Annotated in this window: 14 protein-coding genes; all 14 read right to left on the bottom strand. The window is 55.7% G+C overall.

Annotation, left to right across the window (positions count from 1 at the left end; genetic code table 11):
• Window positions 1-21: 21 nt before the first annotated feature.
• Window positions 22-5,013 (bottom strand): hypothetical protein, encoded by a 4,992-nt coding sequence (locus tag AUR04nite_RS00295; RefSeq protein WP_141360781.1) that lies wholly within the window; start codon window positions 5,011-5,013, stop codon window positions 22-24.
• A 75-nt stretch (window positions 5,014-5,088) separates the two neighbouring features.
• Window positions 5,089-6,927 (bottom strand): hypothetical protein, encoded by a 1,839-nt coding sequence (locus AUR04nite_RS00290; protein WP_141360779.1) that lies wholly within the window; start codon window positions 6,925-6,927, stop codon window positions 5,089-5,091.
• On the bottom strand, window positions 6,928-7,857 hold the full coding sequence (locus AUR04nite_RS00285) for a hypothetical protein (protein ID WP_141360777.1): 930 nt from the start codon (window positions 7,855-7,857) through the stop codon (window positions 6,928-6,930).
• Between the two features lie 18 nt (window positions 7,858-7,875).
• A complete protein-coding gene (locus AUR04nite_RS00280; protein ID WP_141360775.1) occupies window positions 7,876-12,255 on the bottom strand; it encodes a hypothetical protein in 4,380 nt (1,459 codons plus the stop codon).
• A gap of 4 nt (window positions 12,256-12,259) precedes the next feature.
• Entirely contained in the window at window positions 12,260-12,634 is a 375-nt protein-coding gene (locus AUR04nite_RS18050; RefSeq protein ID WP_218024605.1) for a hypothetical protein, read from the bottom strand.
• A gap of 74 nt (window positions 12,635-12,708) precedes the next feature.
• Window positions 12,709-13,116 (bottom strand): phage tail assembly protein, encoded by a 408-nt coding sequence (locus AUR04nite_RS00270; RefSeq protein WP_141360771.1) that lies wholly within the window; start codon window positions 13,114-13,116, stop codon window positions 12,709-12,711.
• A gap of 96 nt (window positions 13,117-13,212) precedes the next feature.
• Window positions 13,213-13,431 (bottom strand): hypothetical protein, encoded by a 219-nt coding sequence (locus AUR04nite_RS00265; protein ID WP_141360769.1) that lies wholly within the window; start codon window positions 13,429-13,431, stop codon window positions 13,213-13,215.
• 10 nt (window positions 13,432-13,441) lie between these two features.
• Complete coding sequence (locus AUR04nite_RS00260; RefSeq protein ID WP_141360767.1) at window positions 13,442-13,999, bottom strand: phage tail tube protein; 558 nt, start codon at window positions 13,997-13,999, stop codon at window positions 13,442-13,444.
• 55 nt (window positions 14,000-14,054) lie between these two features.
• The gene (locus tag AUR04nite_RS00255; protein ID WP_141360765.1) at window positions 14,055-14,558 is read right to left on the bottom strand and encodes a hypothetical protein; all 504 of its coding nucleotides are present in this window, start codon (window positions 14,556-14,558) and stop codon (window positions 14,055-14,057) included.
• 12 nt (window positions 14,559-14,570) lie between these two features.
• Entirely contained in the window at window positions 14,571-14,873 is a 303-nt protein-coding gene (locus AUR04nite_RS00250) for a DUF5403 family protein (RefSeq protein WP_170184019.1), read from the bottom strand.
• 76 nt (window positions 14,874-14,949) lie between these two features.
• The gene (locus tag AUR04nite_RS00245; RefSeq protein ID WP_141360761.1) at window positions 14,950-15,189 is read right to left on the bottom strand and encodes a hypothetical protein; all 240 of its coding nucleotides are present in this window, start codon (window positions 15,187-15,189) and stop codon (window positions 14,950-14,952) included.
• Between the two features lie 125 nt (window positions 15,190-15,314).
• Window positions 15,315-15,782 (bottom strand): hypothetical protein, encoded by a 468-nt coding sequence (locus AUR04nite_RS00240; RefSeq protein ID WP_141360759.1) that lies wholly within the window; start codon window positions 15,780-15,782, stop codon window positions 15,315-15,317.
• Between the two features lie 14 nt (window positions 15,783-15,796).
• On the bottom strand, window positions 15,797-16,963 hold the full coding sequence (locus AUR04nite_RS00235; protein ID WP_141360757.1) for a phage major capsid protein: 1,167 nt from the start codon (window positions 16,961-16,963) through the stop codon (window positions 15,797-15,799).
• A 65-nt stretch (window positions 16,964-17,028) separates the two neighbouring features.
• The gene (locus AUR04nite_RS00230; RefSeq protein WP_141360756.1) at window positions 17,029-17,553 is read right to left on the bottom strand and encodes a hypothetical protein; all 525 of its coding nucleotides are present in this window, start codon (window positions 17,551-17,553) and stop codon (window positions 17,029-17,031) included.
• Between the last annotated feature and the right edge of the window lie 13 nt (window positions 17,554-17,566).

The following is a 17,566-nucleotide window of genomic DNA, read 5'->3' as shown; positions in this document are numbered from 1 at the left end:
CTTTTCAACCTTCCGGTTTGTTTAGGCCGCCTCAAGAGCGTCAACACGAGCCATGAGAGCTTCGAGCTTCGCCTCAAGCGACGCAATCTTGTCACGCTGTTTACGCACAATCGGTAGCAACGCAACACCAACACGGTCATAGGCCAGACCATCCACTTCGCCATTAGCGTCGTAGTAGACGAACTGGCTCAGACCAGCTTCTTCAAACTCGTCAGCAATAGCGCCGTAATGGCGCTTAGGCTCCTTAGTCGGAGTCTCAGCCATGTCCTGCGGTAAAGGCTGAAGCGGGCGCTCAGCCTGCCATGCAAGGTAGTCCTGATAGCTTTGCGCCTCAGCCTTATCAACCCACGACTTATGTTCGATACCCAGAAGGGCATCCTCGTACGAGGCGGTGTCGACGGTTTCAACGTCCTGCTTGTACTTGAGCGCTGAGGTGAGCCTACCCATCGTGCCAAGGTCGGTGATGCACATGGTTGGCTGAGACGAATAGGTTCGGTTGTAAGTGTGCAACGAGCGCAGGTAACCGCCCGAACCATCAGTGTTGATGCTGAAGTCCGTTTTAACAGGCTTCAAAGGGCCGTTGGACAGCTCGAAACTGTCAGCCCTGAAATTCATCCCATTGCTGCCGTTGAACAGCACGTCACCCGACGATTCGGTGGTAGACGGATTGAAGTTGACCTGCGACGCGTAGACGTACGCGAACGCACCATTGGGGCGACTAGCAAGGCCAAGCCCAGCGCGCTTAGCACTACCAACGGACGGCGCGGCGACCATCATTGTTCCGTCATAACCACCACTCGGAAGTAGGGTGGCCAGCGACTTTGACGGCCCAATATAACCATTGTTTGCGCCGGATGCGCCTGGCACTTGGAACTGAATGTTGGACGGCGAATCGCTACTACCAACACCAACGCGCACCGAGTAGTTCTCGGGAGTGTTCCTCATGATCACTTCGCCGTTGTTGATCTGCGTAGAAACACCCGCGCTTGTCATGGACTGGAATCCATTAGCCGACGTGATGTTCACACCAGTGCTACTACTTGCCTCAGTGCGGAACGTACCACCAGTAATCGTCGCGCCATTGATGGCACCACCAGTAATCGTCTTACCAGTGATAGCGTCAGCGTCCAGCTTGACAGCCGTAATAGCGCCGGCAGCAATCGTGTCAGCCGTGACAGCGTTAGCAGCAATCTTGCCCGCCTCAACAGCCTTCGCAGCAATCTTATCGGCGGTGACAGCCCCATCAACGATCAGCTCGCCACCGCTCATGCGGGTCACGATTGGCTGCTGGACATACAGTGCGCCACCAGCAGTCGCACCATCGGCTGAGCGCACAATGTAAATGTAAGCCGACTTAGCATTCGCCGGCATGGTGATCACACCGTCATACCAAGACCAAGCCGACGTCGACACAATGGACGAACCCGACGCACCCCTGTCATCGAAGATATTCTGGACGGTGCCATCCGACAGCAGCACCGACGCGAGTGCATAAGTGTTCGCGTCGCCAGCGCTCGACGAGCTGGTCAGGTAGCGGACTCGGTACTTCGCGCCAGACACCACCGGCAGGCGGGCGTTCTCAGCCGAAGCCACCAAACGCAGACGGCCGGTGGCCGTCGACGGATCAACGATAAAGTACTTGAAGCCGTTGTACGCGCTAGTGTACGGGCCACGAGCGTTGGTACTAATGGCAATGCGAGCAGCATTGATCGTCGCATCCTCAAAGTTCTGGTCAGCCACCATGTTGTCGAAACTGCCAACTGCCACCATGTCTGCGGTGATCTTCTTCGCGTGCAAGACGTCAGCCCACAGCTTGTCAATCACCGCGTTACTGAACGTTCCAGTACCAGTCGCAGTCAGGTTCTCGACCTGAACCTTCTGGATCGTCGCATTCTTAGCAGCAATCTCATTAGTGTTGAGACGATCAGTGTTCACCGTGCCAGTAGTGATGCGATCAGCGTTCAGCTCGATCACGTTCGCCACGGACGCCGACAACTCATTGACCTTGATCTTGTCCGCGCCAATAGTGTTCGCAGCAATCTCATTGCCAGTGATCGAACCGTCAACAATCAGCTCGCCACCATACATGCGTGTCAGCTCAGGAGCCTTCACATTCAAGATGGCAGTGCCGCCAGCAAGACGCTGAATGTACGGAGAGACGCCGATAATGTCGTTCGGAACAGTGAACGTCGATTCGCACCAAGTCCACTGAGTGCCGACCGTGAATGTAGAATCTGGAACCAGGATGTTCGTGACAGTGCCAGCAGCGTTCGTGCACGCCATGTAGACGCGAGTCGATGCACGCTCAGTGGCGCTCACGTTCGTCGACGCCTGGTAGCGCATCCGATACGTCATGCCAGGAATGACAATCATGGAACGGTCAGACGCTTCAGCGAACAAACGCAGACGGCCAATCGTGTCCGAAGCGGCAAGCTGGAAATACCTGCGACCATCCACCGACGAAGTGAACGGGCCAGACACATTCGTGCCAGCGCTAACACGCTGAGCATTCAAGATAGGGTCAAGGAACTCGCTGTCAACGATGAAGTTGTCAGAGGAACCGATAGCCAGCATTTCTGCGGTGATGCGCCGGGAGTGAACAACGTCCGTCCACAGCTTGTCGATCACAGCAGAGTCCATAGTCGCGTTGGTGGCGAAAAGATTCTTCACGTCGACGCGCTGGAATGCTGCCGTCTTAGCGGCAATGTCGTTCACGTCCAAGCGTGCGGTAGCAATCGTGCCGGCAACAATCTTGTCAGCGTTCAACTGAATTACCGTTGCGATGCGGGCCGAAAGGTCGTTGACGTTTAGCCGGTCTGCCGAAATCGTTCCAGCCACAATTCGATCAGCGTTCAACTCGATGATCGTTGCCGCCTGAGCGGAAATCTTATTGATCACAGCCGTGTTGATAATCGCCGAACCAGCAGTAAGCTTTCCAACATCAAGATTCGAGATGACGTCGGTAGTGATCTGGGTGGCCTGCCAAGCAGTACCAGTCCAATACCATTCACCAATGATGTTCTTTGACGCATCCTGCCGACGCCACAAATCGCCAACAGCAGTGCCAGTGCCAGACGGCGCAGAGGTCGAATAGAAAACCTTCGACTTGCTACCGGCCATGGTCATTGCACCATCAGCCGTCGACTGCGCGGAGCCCGCAGCGGTCAAAGCTTGCTGAGCCTTAGTGTCGGCAGCAACCGCAGCAGCAGCAGCGTCCGTAGCCGTCTTGTCAGTGACAGCCTGCCAAGTTGTGCCACTAGTCCAACGCTTCGGAGTGTTCGCCCCGCCGGTCGTATCAATCCACAGGGTCTGTGCGTTGCGATCAGCAGCGCCGGGAGCCGTCGACTGGACTAGAACCTTGCCTTTGCCATTGGCAATGCCAGCAGCGGTAGCAGCGTCAGTGAACGCCTGATCAGCCTTGGACTGTGCGGTCGCAGCAGCAGTAACAGCCGACGAAGCCTTACCGTCCGCTGCGCTGATCTGACCGAAAGCAGTTGTAAGGTCGGACTGGGCCTGATCCACTTCAGCCTGCATGGCAGGGAGGGTGGTGTTCTTCAAAGTCCCTAGGTCTGACTTGGCGGTGCTCAGATCGTTTGCGAGGGCCGGGAGTTTCACGTCATTCAGGTCACGGATGGAGCCTTCAGCAGTGTCCAGGCGGCCCTTAGAAGCTGCCAAATCCGACTCGGCCTGAGACAGTCGCGGGCCTAACGATTGAGCCTCAGACAGGGCGCTAGCAGCCAATGAGCGGACGTCAGGGATCGTCACCGTCTCAATCGTGTTGACCTTCGCAGAAGCATCCGCAAGACGCTGATCCAACCCCGGCAACTCAACAGTCACCAAATTGTCAATGCTGTCCTTAGCTGCCTCAAGCTCAGCCTCAGCTTCAGTCAACCGTGTACCAAGCTGACCAGCCTCAGTGATCACACCACCATACTCGGCATCAATACGATCCAACTCAGCCTGAATATCCGGCTCTTCAACCAGAGGCTTCATCATCGCAACAGCAGCAGCAGACCTTGCCGACGAGTTACCCGCGCGATCCAACGAGGACAACGAGAAGTACATGTTTGTGTAGTACTCGCCACCAGACCACATGAACTCGCACGCATCATTCACCGTGCCAATCGCATTCCACGTACCAGCATTGCCGGACGTCGAAACCCAAATGATCGAGAACTTGTAATCAGACGGCTGAGCCACGCCGCCAACACCCAGACCATCCCACTTGATCGTGTACACGCCACGCTTCGCGGAAGCCGTAGGGGTCGACGGGGTTGGTGGAGCAAGCATGTCCCGAGGCAGATCAACCGAAGTCTCAGCAGACCACTCAGTCACCTCACCGTTCGAAAACAGTGCACGCACACGGAACAACCACGCCTGCTCTGTCGGCAGACCAGCCACCTCAGCATCAACCTGCGAAGCTGGACAAGTTGCAAGAGTCGTCCACTCCCCCTGCGGAGGCTTACCCTGAATCTCGTACTGGACAGGAACCACAAGGTCGGGGTCAATAAGCTCATCCGAAGACACGTCGTCAAGAGCAAAGTCAGCTTCAGTCAAAGACCCAGGATCGAGAGTGTCGTCAGTAACGTCCTCAGCGACGGCGAGCGCAAACGCTGCCGGGGCGACAACAGCGTCACCATCCTCCACCGCGTCCCAAGCGTCGTCGGTTGGTGCGCCAGTGGACGCACTGTAAACGTCGCCTTCATCGTCGTCGACCTCAGCGGTCGCTTCGTCCTGCTCAAGCGGAATATAGTTTGGGTTGTCTTCCGCGAACAGAGGGTCAACCGACTGACTATCCTCAATGGACGAGTCAGTCGGTTGCAGTCCTTCTAGTTCTTCCGGTTCACCTTCAACAGGAACTTCGTCAACGACCCCTTCATCAGGGAGCGCAATGTCTGGCGACGAATCAGGTTTGCTTTCTTCGTCAACTGCACCATCTACTTCACCTCCCATCTCTTCGTTCGGGTCTGGGACGTACGTGGACTCTTCATCAGGTAACAGATCAATCGCCAAAGTGACGCCCCTCTTTAAACAGAAAAGCAACCCCCGTCGTGGTGGTTGCTTGAGATTCGATTAAGTTGTTTGCCCCTAATATTCGGGGTTGTTTTCGTCCGGGTCTGTCTCGTCCCCCGGCTCATCATCAGGAGCCATTGGTTCAAAGACGTCCTCGCCCGGTGGCGTCCAGCCCAGCGATAGGATCGTTTCAGACCTGCCGTTTGCCTCGTTGATGCCGACACGAGCGCTGATACTCAACGATGGTGGAGCCCACTTGGCGCGCTCAGGAACACCAGGAGTCGGTGCAGGCAACGCGGGAACAGTGCCGCCGCCAATGGTCTTCTCGTACCCGCCAACAGTCGTCGACATGCTTTTACGGAAGTCCAACGCGGCCTTCAAGAACCGGTCGCCCAGTACGAGGTTGCCGGAGACGTGACCGCCCTGCTCACGGGTCAACGTCACCTGCATGACGCGAACCTTCTGCATGGCCCCGTCCGTGCCGTATACGCGAATGTAATGGCCGGGAAGGTAGTCGTACATTGGGCGTGGGCCATCCTGACGAACCATCAGACCACGAGTCGACTCCAACCGGATTGCACGTAAAGAATCCTTCGCTTCACGCAGAACAATCTTTTTAGCGTCGGCAACCTTCTTTGCGCCAGACGCGGACACCGACTTCTCCCAGGTCCCCCACCCAGTCCTGCGATCAGGATTGCTAGGGCGCATGCCAAAAGACAGGTTGTCTTCGCCACGAACCACAAGGTAGTCGGCGTAGTCGAAGCGGGTCGCCTTGTCAGGCGCTTCAGTCAAGTCCTTGCCAAGGTGCAAGCCCACACGGCTAGACGAGTCGTGGTTGTAGACACCCGGCTTCATCAAGTCCAGCTTGCGTCCTCGAAACTGCCACTCGCACACGCCCATCTCGGTGAGCTGTTGAAGCAAATCCAGTAGGCTCATGCCGATGGTCAAGTCAATGTCGAACGTGGTGCCCCACTTCTTCTTGCCCATCACGCCATCGCGGCCAGTGCTGTACGTGCCGTTGAAGCCACGGTACAAGCCTTTGAGGCGTTCACCGCCACGAGCCTTAGCTTCGTCCCAGTGGCGCTTCATAGCCCAGCCAGCAGTGGTCTTAAGCATGGGGCGCTTACCGCCCTTAGTGGCTTCGCGCGCGTTGAAGATCGCACGATCCATCTTCAGCTTCGCTTGGATCATATTCGCCTCAGCGGTTTGCATGGCCAAGTATGCGGTACGCGCAGAGCCGAGGTAGTTGTTCGCTTCATTCTTTGAGATGCGATACCACTTTGAAGTAGACGACTTGTACCAGTAGAACTTTTGACGGTTCACATGGTAGAGAATCGACTTGTTCTTCGGCTTCACATTCTTCCCACCAGACTTCACCGTCTTAGGGAAGTAAGGGAGCACGTACGTGCCGCCCTTATACCTCATGGCCGATTTCACGTTCGACATGACCGAGTTCATATTCGACTGCCGGGTACGGTGCGTATTCTTCAGAGATTCATACGCGTCCTTTGCTGCTTCTTCAGCATGATTCAGCGCATCATCCCGCTTGCCCTTCATGATGACCTGCTTCGACAGCAGCCACGCTATGCCAGGGCAGGTGAAGCGGATAATGTTGCCTGCATCCGTCACGTCGTCTTCCCACTGCAAAAGCAAGAAGCGACCATTAGGCGGCTCGATCCACTGGTCTTTAGATTTGATCCAAATCTTCACGCCAATCTCAATGCCACGAGTCTTCGTCACAAGCCACTGAGCGCCCGGAGAATCCTTGTGGTACTCGAACACCAGCGACGGCATGTCAGAAAGCGGGAAGGCTACCTGCAAGCTCTGAGGATGCGGTAGCCAGCCAATGGGGCCACCAGCGGCATCGTATGCCACAAGGCCAATGTCATAGTCCTGCAAGACGCCAAGCGCCATTTAGTACCACATCTTTCGAGAACGAATAATGATCTGGGCGTTCGCTGTTGGAGCCCACGCCCACACATAGCCGTAACCGCGTTCAGTGCCGGGAAGGATCGTGAGCGCTGAACCAGTAGGGCGACCCTCAGGTTCGATCAGCCCGGTGAAAGGTTTAGGTGTCCCCCACGCTGTGCCGTTCGTTCCTATGCCGTACTTCCATTGCAACGTGTTCACCATCGCCCACTTGCCAGCGGGAACAACCGCCGACTTGCCTTGCACGCCCAGCTTGAAGCCGACACCAGCCTGGTTCTTAACGCCCATGCGCTGACCCCACTTAGAGTCAAGGGCGTTAGGGCCGCCAGTGAACGACACCCAGTTCTCAACCGATGGCGCAGTGCCAGTGGGAATCTTGATCTTGTAACCCTTATTAGCCACCGGCAGGGTCGCCTTGGTCACGTCAAAGGACGGCGAACCCCACACGCCGGCAGGGATATCAAACATGAGCGTCAAATAGGCATGGTCGCTGAACGCATCAAACTCGGGCTCAGTCGACGACACCATGCGCCCATTCGCCTGACGATAATCAAGACCAGACGCGTAATGGCGTATCGCCACCAAGCCCTCATAGCCTTGACGCGCCAACCCAATCGAATAGAACAACAAGTCAATGTTGTCGCGTAACGCCTTCAAGCGCTCGTATGAGCCACCGCTCACGATCGTGTTCGCTACAGCACCAACAGCGTTGATGCGTAACTTGATCGCCACAGTGGCCGACTCGCCAGGAGCGTACGCAGCAGACTGATTGCCAACCATGCCGGGTAGATCCCAGTTGACCACCTTGCGTCCCGGAAAACTGGGGAGCACCCGAGTGCCATCCACCAGCTCCCAACGCCCTGAAGGGTCATCCATATCAACCCCGGCAACCTTATAGGTTGGATAAACCGCCACGCACGCTCCTAGAAAGTGTTAGTCGTTTGAAAGTCCGGGAATGCTCGCGTACTGCAAAGCCCGATTCACGGTCGTCGAAGTCTTCTCCGCGACCGGGTAATGGTTGGTGATGTTGAACGTAGGCCCAGCCTTGCCGGCCCCGCCACCACTCACGCCGCCATCCTCATAGAAGTCAGCACCAAGCCGACGGCCAGTCTCCTTCCAGATCGCCAACGAACGCTGACGCTTAGACGGCGACAAAGGAATGTACGCCTCGCCACCAGTCTCGGGCTCAGCCCAAATACGGATTGGAGTCGAAGCGGTCGAGCGGCTAATCTGCGCCACATGAGACTCAACGCCACCGTCAGCGAACGCCTTGATGCGCGGAGCCTTGAAAGCGTTGAACCCCGGCCCGGACATGCCCAGGCCGTTAGCCCCGACAAGGCCACCATTCGCCCATAGGCCAGTAGCAGCGCCAACAGCCTTGCCGATAGATTTGAAGACCGCCGTAACCGTGACAGTCTTGCCCTTGATGTTCGAGATGGCACTTCTCAGGCCGGTGTACCCACTTGCGATGAAGTTGCCGAGAATTCGAACAGTCTTGGCTTTAATGTCGTTGATCTTGCTGCGAACTGAGCTGTAAGCGCTCTCAATAAACCTCGCCAAAACCTGAACCGTCTTGGCTTTAATATCGTTGATCTTGGTGCGAATGGCCGTGTAAGCCGTCTCAACGAACTTGGCCAGCACAGTAACCGTTTTACCAACGAACGACTTCACGACAGCCTTAGCGGCAACTACGACAGCAGTCGCGGAGTCTTTAGCCTTCACGTGCGCGGTGCTACTCAGGTCGCCAAAGGACTTGATCTTGCCAGACGCGGAATCAACCTTGCCTGACGCATCATCCTTAGCATCCACTTGAGCTTCAGCGCGAGTCTCGTCAATGATCCTTAGCGCATCACGAACACCCTGCTCCGTGTACTCGAAGCCAGCATCGTCAGCATCAATGGTCGGTGCAACGCTCATAACATCGAAGCCCATCAACTGAGCCAGAACATCAAGCGTCTGGGCGTCAAACTGTGTGGAGTCGATACCAATGCTCGCCAAGTACTGATGGAAGGAAACCCTCTCCATCTCACCCTTGAGAACACGAATTTCCCCGAGGGCGTCTTGAACCTTCGCCTTGATCGTCACGGTCGTCTCAGACTTAGCGCCGTCAGCAGCAGACTTCACTTCGCCCTTGAGGTTGCCCTCATTGAGCTGAGTCTCAATCTCCACAGGGTCAATGCCAAGCCCCTTGAGTACCGCGTTGAACTCGTCCGTGTTCAAGTCCAGGTCGAACTTCTTGTTGAACTCTTCACGCAGGGTAGCCATGCGCTTCTTGAAGTCTTCAACCTTCTCGGCTGGACTGTTCATAGAATCCGCAAACAATGCAGCAGCAGTAACGCCGTCAGTGCTGAACGACTTCATCATGGAACGAATCTCCGAACCAATCCGCGAAGCCGTGTCGACCGTGCCGTCCTTGTTCAGGTACTTCGAGATATCCAGCTCTTTGCCGGACTCCTTCAGCTCATTACGAATCTCATTCAGTTTCGAAGTGATCGTCCGCTTCGTATCATTGAATGCCTGCTCGTAATCGCCAAGGTCAACCTCAACGCCAGCCTTTATGCGCGAAGCATCCATGAGAGCCTTCAAACGTTCAAGACTGTTCGACGCAGAATCGCCCAGCTTGTCCACAGCATCCGAGTACTCCAACGCCCATGAGGCGTCGATACCCTTCATCTCGGCAAGCTGTACAGCCTTCTCGCGCGCTGCCTCCATAGCGTCACGCTGAGCCTCAATCGAGTTCAACACACGATCACTATCAGTCTGGGCGAAGCCAGCCAACCAGCCAGCAAAAGGCGACGTGCCACCGTACGTGGCGTCAACCTCTTGACCGGCAATGTCGATCTTCTTCATGCCCTCAGCAGTGTCACGAGCATCCTTGACAACCCGGCCAGCCCACGAAAGACCACCACCCAGCTTGTCATTGATTCGACCCATAGCATCGTCAGAGCCCAGCGCAGCGTCCTGCAAATCCTCAAGGGAAACACCAAGGCGACTAGCAGCATCAGCGGTCGAACCAGCAGACTTCGAGAAGTTCCACTTGTCACCACTGAACGCCTCGCCAATGATCTTCGCCGTCTCAGCAGAAGCCTTCAGCCCATCTAGCGAGTCGGCGAGCGCATCCACATGAGCCGCCTGCTTAGCGGACTCGGCACCCACAGCAGAAATCACGCCCACAAGAGCACCAATAGCGATACCCCACGGGCCACCCAAAGCGCCAGACAAGCCACCAAAGGCAGCCTTCACGCCAGCAGTAGCCTTGGACGCGCCCTTAGGGAGCTGATCAAGCTTCGCTTTCGCCTTGTCGACCGCACTGGTCACGCCAGACGTCAGAGATGAGAACACGCCAGTGAACTTCAACGAAGCAATCACGGCAAGAGCAGTAGCAACATTCTTGATAGGAGCAGGAAGAGCGTTGAATTTATCCAGCAGGAAACCAAGTCCCGTAGCGATACCACTAATCAGGGGCGTCACAGCGCTTAGCGCGCCACCAAGCACATCAGCAACAGTGCCAGCCAGCCCAGAAAGGCCGGGGCCAATCTTCTGAACCACATCCACCAGAAGCGACGACAAGTCGTTCAACAATGGCGCAACATTCTGGAAGACTGAACCAGCGATTGAACCTAGCGAGCCAATCAGCTTGCCAAGATTCTCGAACGTCGGTTCAAGGTCTTTCACGCCCTTGTTCAAACCATCCACGGCATCCAACAAGCCAGACTGGAAGTCAGCCTGCGCGATAGCACGCGACACGTTCTTGAGGACGTTACCGCCCAGCTCACCAAGGCCAGTCAACAGCTCAGACAGGAACCCAGACGATTCGCCAAGGGTTCGACCGAGTTGCTTCACGCCCTCATTCAAGGCCGTAGCGCCCTCGTTAGCGCCGGAGAAAATCTCAGCCATGCGGGAGCGGAAAGGCTCAGACCGCATCATGCCGCCAATACGCTGAAGCGTGTCAGCGAACTTGGTCAGACCGTCATAGCCAGTCGCCATCTGAGCGGCCTCAACAAGGCCCATAAACATGTCTTTGACGCCAAGGGTGACACGCCCTAGATCCTGCAAGGCGGTAACGCCGTCTTCAATCCAACGGTTGATGTCACCTGCCTCGTCGGCAGCAGTGATGAACTTGTCGAACTTCTTGGCAGCATCAGCCAGCCAAGTACCAAACTTTGGAAGATACTCGGAGCCACGCAGACCCAAAGTGTTGAGCGCATCAATCAGAGGCTCAGCACCCTTGGCAAGATTCTCAAAGAACCCGTCAAGACCCTTGAACATCTTCTTCAGATCACCGTTCAAGGCAATCGTCTTCATCGCCTTAGCGACACCTGCACCAAACTCGCCAACGCCTTCAGCCGAATCGGCAAGACCCTTAGCGAACTGCGGGACGATAACCTTTGCCAGGTCAGCAAGCTCAGTGCCCATGCCCTCCCAGAAGCGCTTCTGCACCGGCTTCTGAATAGCAGTCCACGCGCCCTGCAAAGACTTCGCAGCAGCCTGCGCATTCGGCGGCAGCTTCGCCAACGCTTCAGCGTCACCGTTTACTGCGTCACCAAAGTTCTTCCAAGCAGCAATGTTGATCGCAACAGTCGCACCAAGAGCAGCAATCAGAGCCGGAGCCATAGCAGTCAAGCCCATTAGCTCAACCAGCCCGTCGGCCACGCTCAGCGCCGACGTCAACATGTACGACAGCGAGTCAGTGAGGCCACCCAGCGCCGTCCCCCACGCGCCAGCCTTCACGGTCAACGTGTCAAAGTTGGTGATCAATGATTCGACGCCGCGCCCAGCAGACGAAAGGACGCCCCAACCAGCCAGAGACTGTAGGACGCCCTCAGCGATAGCAACCGAACGCTTGTTGACCCGAGCGAAAACATTGACGAACCGGTCACGCGTCAACCACTTCAAATGAGTGGCAGCACCAGCCGTCTGAGCAACAGCGTCAAGGTCTATTTCCTTGCCACTGTTGTCATCAATAATGTCGTCGATCTGTTTGCGGACATGACGCTTGCCCTTCTCGCCCAGCTTCGCAGTCAGCTCAACAGTCGCATCACTGTTACGTGCCACCTCGTTACGAAGCTCTCGGAAAGCTTCTTTCAGCCCGTCAAGCTCAACACCAATATGAACCTTGGAATTTTTTGCTTCATCCTCAAGCCGACCAAGCTGACGTCGAAACTTGTCCAGATCAACATCAACGTCGACCTCAACCTTCGCGTCAACATCTTTAAGCTGGCGAAGAATCCCAGCCTTTGTTTTGCGCCTGAAGCCACCAACCTCAGGGCGAACCTTTACAGCGACAGCACCAATGATGCGTGTCTCAGCCAATTACTCACCCACCAAAAAAGAATGCGTGCAAACGTTCAGAAACGCTTGCTTTGGACTCAGGCTTTTCGGAGTCTTCACGCCATTCACGGGGGCCAACAATCGAATACTTGGGCTCTTTGCCCTTCTTCCACTTGCCGGCACCAGTGACCATCGTGAGCTCGCGTATGGCATTGATAAACTGTGCGAACAGCAGGCGGTCGCCATCCCAGTACTGGGCATCCATGAACGCCTCAGTCTCAGGGTCAGGGTCGCCCTTGACGCCTTTTTCGCGACGGTCGAAATGGACGCGCACAGTGAAACGTGAACCCTCGGGGAGCTTGCTAATCAGCGACAACACATACCCGACAGAGCCGAACGCATCACCGCGAATCCAAGCCAACAAATCGAACGAGTACAGCTCTAAGAGGTCAGCAATAATCTCTGAGCCGTACTCATCCAGAAGCTCCGCGAGGGCTAAGCTTTTTCCACGTCAATCTGCTCCTGGTAAGTAGCGAACAGATCACGCCACAAGCCAACAGCCTCAGAATCCTCAGGATCAAAACTGGTGAACGCATCATCAAGCAGCTTGAATCGCTCAGCACCACCAACAGTCACCGAAGACAACGCCTCCTTGATCGCGGCCACAAGCACCGAAATCAGATCAGAGTCAGGACGCTCGTCGTCGTCCATCTTGGCGATTTCTTCGACACGCTTCTCAAGCTCCAACGCCTCACCGAAAGCCTTACGCTTCGCACGCGGAACGATCAGCGCGTTCTGAAGAACAATGGTTTCGACCTCGCCGTCAACAGGCACGTCGACTTCGACGGTTTCAAACTTCTTGTTAGCGGACTCAGCGATCTGAGCAACAGTGAACTTAGCCATTACCGGGCACTCCTAAAACCTTTGGAACCGGGCAATGGGTAAAGAAAAGCCCCGCCACCAATGCCCGGTAAAGATTGATGGCGGGGCGCACGCACACTAGGAAGTGGCGGCAGTCTTTCGCGCAGAACGCGCAGGAGCCTTAGCCTTCTCGGCAGGCGCTTCAGACTTGAGTTGAGCAAGCTCAGTTCGAAGAACTTCGACTAGCATTTCCAAGGCCTTCTTGTCCTCAACAAGCTGGCGAACCACGTCACCAAGATCATTGAGCTTCACGGTGAAACCAGGTTCACCAGATACGAAAGTAGGTACGTTCGACATTCAGCCAGCCTTACGGAGTAGTAGTAGGAACCTTCGGTGGAATCCACGACAGCGAATGCTTGTTGTTATCAAGCTGAAGCGGGGTCACGCTCAGAGGCAGAACAGCCAGCGATTCAGTATCAGAAATGGCAATGTCATCCGAGCGGAAGATCGACGCCTTCTCCGCGTACACGCCACCCACAGCATCGCCATCCTCAAAGATGAACAGCCACGCGACCTCAGTAGGCTTCGGGTCGTTCGGAACCTGAACAACACCCTTAGCGGTCACAATCGCATTGGAGCCGTAGTAAAGCTTCAGAGTGTCAGTATCGAACTGGTGAAGCTTGATACCAAACGAATCGGTGCGGGCGGTAGTGAAGACACGATGGTTCTTCACCTGAAGGGTCGAAAGGACCTGGCGCTCGCCACCCTCAGAAGCGGCAGAAAGAATGTCGTCAATGGACGAGTGGCCCATCTCAGTCCATGCAGGCTCAGGAGCCAGGAGGTTAGCTGGAAGCGCAGTGCCGACCGGCGCAGTATAGAACCGGCCAGTACCAAGCTTCAGAGTTGCTTCGTCATTACGAGCCAAAGGAAACTCCCTTAAATAGGAAAGGCCCACACATGGCGTGTGAGCCAGAAAAGAATTAGATGAACCGGTTGACCGGTTTAGAAGAACGCGGTGGGCGAATCAGCAGACGATAAACCGCTTCAAAACGTTGAGCGCCAGCAGGCAGGTTCGCGTACTGGACAACACCAGTGGACGTCTGCCAGTCAGAGACAGCAGAACCGATGATTGTGTTCGTGATGCGATTGATGACACCAACGCCGGGAACCTCAGTCTGGTTCAGCCACGCCTCAACAATCAGCTTTCGACAAGCCTCCTGAAGGTCGTGACAATCAGAGTCAGCATCCGGCCCCTCAGTGATCGTGTTCAGCTCCAACAAAGCAACACGCATCTCACCAATGTCGTGACCAAGAAACGCCGCCTCACCGCTACGACGCGAGATAAGCGGAACAACCGCAGGCAGCTCCATGTCATCCTCGAACCCCGGATACACGTGCACGCCCTTAGCCTTCAACGGCTCAAGAATGTGCAGGAGCAAATCAACCGGGTCACCAAAGTTTGAGATCGTTATAGGATCAGCCAAGGAAACCCTTCATTAGCCATGTGGCAACCCAGCAGCCTTATGAATGATCCATTTGCCAGGAACCCACACTTCTTTGTCGGTCTTAGGAATCTTTGCCATGTGCCCAAACTCGAAACCAACCGCAGAGTTCCACCAGTTACCCTCGTTCGCGTCCGTCAGATAGACGTAGCGGTCAAGCTTCGTGGCAGGCGGCCCCTTAGTCCCAATCGACATGGAGCCAGTCTTGCGGTACATGGAAAGCTCAGCCCGAGCCCTAGCAGCGATGATCGCCTGATGCCGACTTAAGGCGGCATGAACGTCAGCATGGTGCGACACAATGTCTTCAACCGAGCCAGACCCAGACTTGATATCCGGCTGACCCTCGCGTCCATGCCCGTACCATTGAATCCACCTAGCCAGTCTTCTTCGCCCCCAACGATGAGCGATCACGGATAGTGAACTCGGTATGCCTAGACGCCTTGGAGACGCCCGGAGAATGCCGTGGAGGCGCTGTAACGTCGTACTCGATGCCGTTCATCACAACGCGCGCCCACGGCCCTACAGGAGCGTTACGGGCGATCACCCGCATAATGTCCATGTCCAACTGACCCTGAACGTCAGCGGTCTGCGAGCGGTCAACGGCGGTCGTCACGCGCACCCTTACGGGCTTATCAGCAGGCTGGCGCACCTTCGCGCCACGCTTGTTGATCACAACCACTTCAGGGTAAATGTCCATCCACTGTGCGCCGCGATCCAAAAGTTTTGAGCGAACCAAAGTCACTCCCAAGGAAACGGTTTAGCACCCGGCGCATAAGCGATAATGGGAACGTAAACAGTTTTGTCGCAATGCCCAGCAGAACGAGGCACGAAACGGTCAGCGCGAGCGACAGGCATCGCCCCAAAGCCACGACGCTTACCCGCAGCAGCCTCAATACGCTTCACCTCTTCAGGAGTGAAGTCAACGGTGAGCATCCCCTCGTCGCTACGCTTGAGGTTCACAGCGTCAGCACGCTCCGACTCCAAGAAACCAGGATTCTGGAACGCCCTCTGGCAAGCACCAAGGATGACGTTCTTCACGATAGGTGGCACGGTATCCGCAGTCCAAGAATCCGACCCATGAAAACGGGCCTCATCGGACGCCGAAAGAATCAGCTCTTCAGCAGCGCTAATATCCTCCGGCGTCTCAATAGGTTCTTGCACACGAGCGGCTAGGCGCGCCACCTCAACTAACAGTTCGTTAATCATGACGCGCCACCAAACTACGGAGTGACAGGAGGGGTAGCGTCAGCCACGCGAGAGTAGTCGTGCGAATTGCCGGCAGGCAGAGTACCAGCGAACGGCTTGCCGGTGAACACGAGACCAAGCTCGGAAGTAGCAGAAGCGCCCTTGCGCGCACCGCCCACGCCAGCCTTGCCATCACCCGGCAAGAAGCCGTCAGCCTCAGCACCAATCTTGATCTTCAAGCCACGCAAGAAGTACTGCTCAGTACCAATAAGAGTCTGAGTCTTATCAGTGTTGATCTGCTTGAGCATGTCCTGGGCGTAACCCCATGCACGCCAAGTCTTCCAAGTCGAACGGTCAACCTGGTAGCTGGAATCGTAGTCCACGATCCAGGTCATAGCGATACCGTTCTTGTTACCGATAGCACCATGAGCAGCACCCTGAGGCACGCCCGGCGCATAGTTCCAGAACTGGTACGCCGACTTCACGTAGACGATGGCTTCATCGGCAGGCATGTATGGGTCTTCAGTGATCTGGAAACCAGCAATATTGCCAACGTCGTACATCGACAGCGCCTGAGCACCAGCGTCACCATAGGTGCGAGTCAGCCGCTGATTCTGACGCAGAATCGAAGCAACCTCGGAACCGGCGCGAACATAACGCTCGTCAGCCGGGGCGCGAAGCTTATTCAGTACCATGCGCGCAGTATCAAGACGGTTGTAGATGTAGTCACGACCAACATCCATTGCCGCCTTGATATTTGCATCCGACGGGTCAATGTTGACCTGCGCTTCAAAGGTCGCACCTAGCAGATGCTCAAGCGCCTGACGCTGAGTATCCTCAGCAATGGTGTCAGTCTGAGCGTCGGTCAGATCACCAAAGCCGCCCTTCAGATCGAACGCCTTCTGCTCTTCAGTCAGTGCGACCGAGCTGTAGGCATCCTCAATCTGGACGGTCATGTCGACCTTAGTTTCCTTGTACACATCAGTCTGAATCGGCTGACTGCGATCATTACGAATGCCGTAATGGCGTACAGGCAGAGTGCCCTTCACGCGAACACTGATGGTGTCGCCCTGAGCGCCGAGATACTGCTCAGGCGAGAACTTGGTCATGGTGTTGAGGACTTCAACCTTCTCACCAAGAATGTTCAGACCAGTGTCAACAATGAGCTGATCCTTTAGGGGCTCATGTGGAACGTAAGCCAAAAGGCTCTCCTTCGTTCGTTAAAAACAAAAGACACCCCGAAAGGTGTCTAAAGAAAAAGTGTTTGTTAGCGGCGTCGAGCCCGAATGTCATCAGCCATCGCCTGCGCATCACCAACGGGCTCAGCCGGGGTGCGGCCACCAGACGGAGCTAGAGGGGCAGGCTTACGCTTTCCAAAAAGCTCCTGCCATTCCTGCGCCTCGGTTCGTAGAGACTCAAGGTCTTTGCCAGAAAGAGCGGACTCTACCTTCGCAGGGAGGCCAAACTCTCGCGCAACATCCTTACGAGTAATCTCCAGGTCCTTCTCAGCGATAGCCTTCGCGTGATCCTCGACGAGCTTGTTGAACTCTTCAGGAGTCTTAGCCGCTTCAAGCCTCGAAGTCATCTCAGCCAGCGAAGCGTCACGCTCATGGATCGCCTGACGCTTTGACGCGTTCTCGCCACGCAGATCAGACACAACCTTACGAACAGGATGATCAGCAGGGATGCCTTCGAAAAGGTCATCACCCTTCGCCTTCTCAGGTTCGGTCGGGGTTGGATCATTAGTCGGTGCAGGCTCCTGGCCCTCTACCTTGTTTGCTTCTTCAGCCATTGTTTTGTCCTCC

The sequence above is a fragment of the Glutamicibacter uratoxydans genome, from assembly GCF_006539925.1.
GTDB classification, from domain to species: Bacteria; Actinomycetota; Actinomycetes; order Actinomycetales; family Micrococcaceae; genus Glutamicibacter; species Glutamicibacter uratoxydans.
The sequence above is the reverse complement of the archived record's forward strand: the minus strand, read 5'-3'. Positions and strand labels throughout refer to the sequence as shown.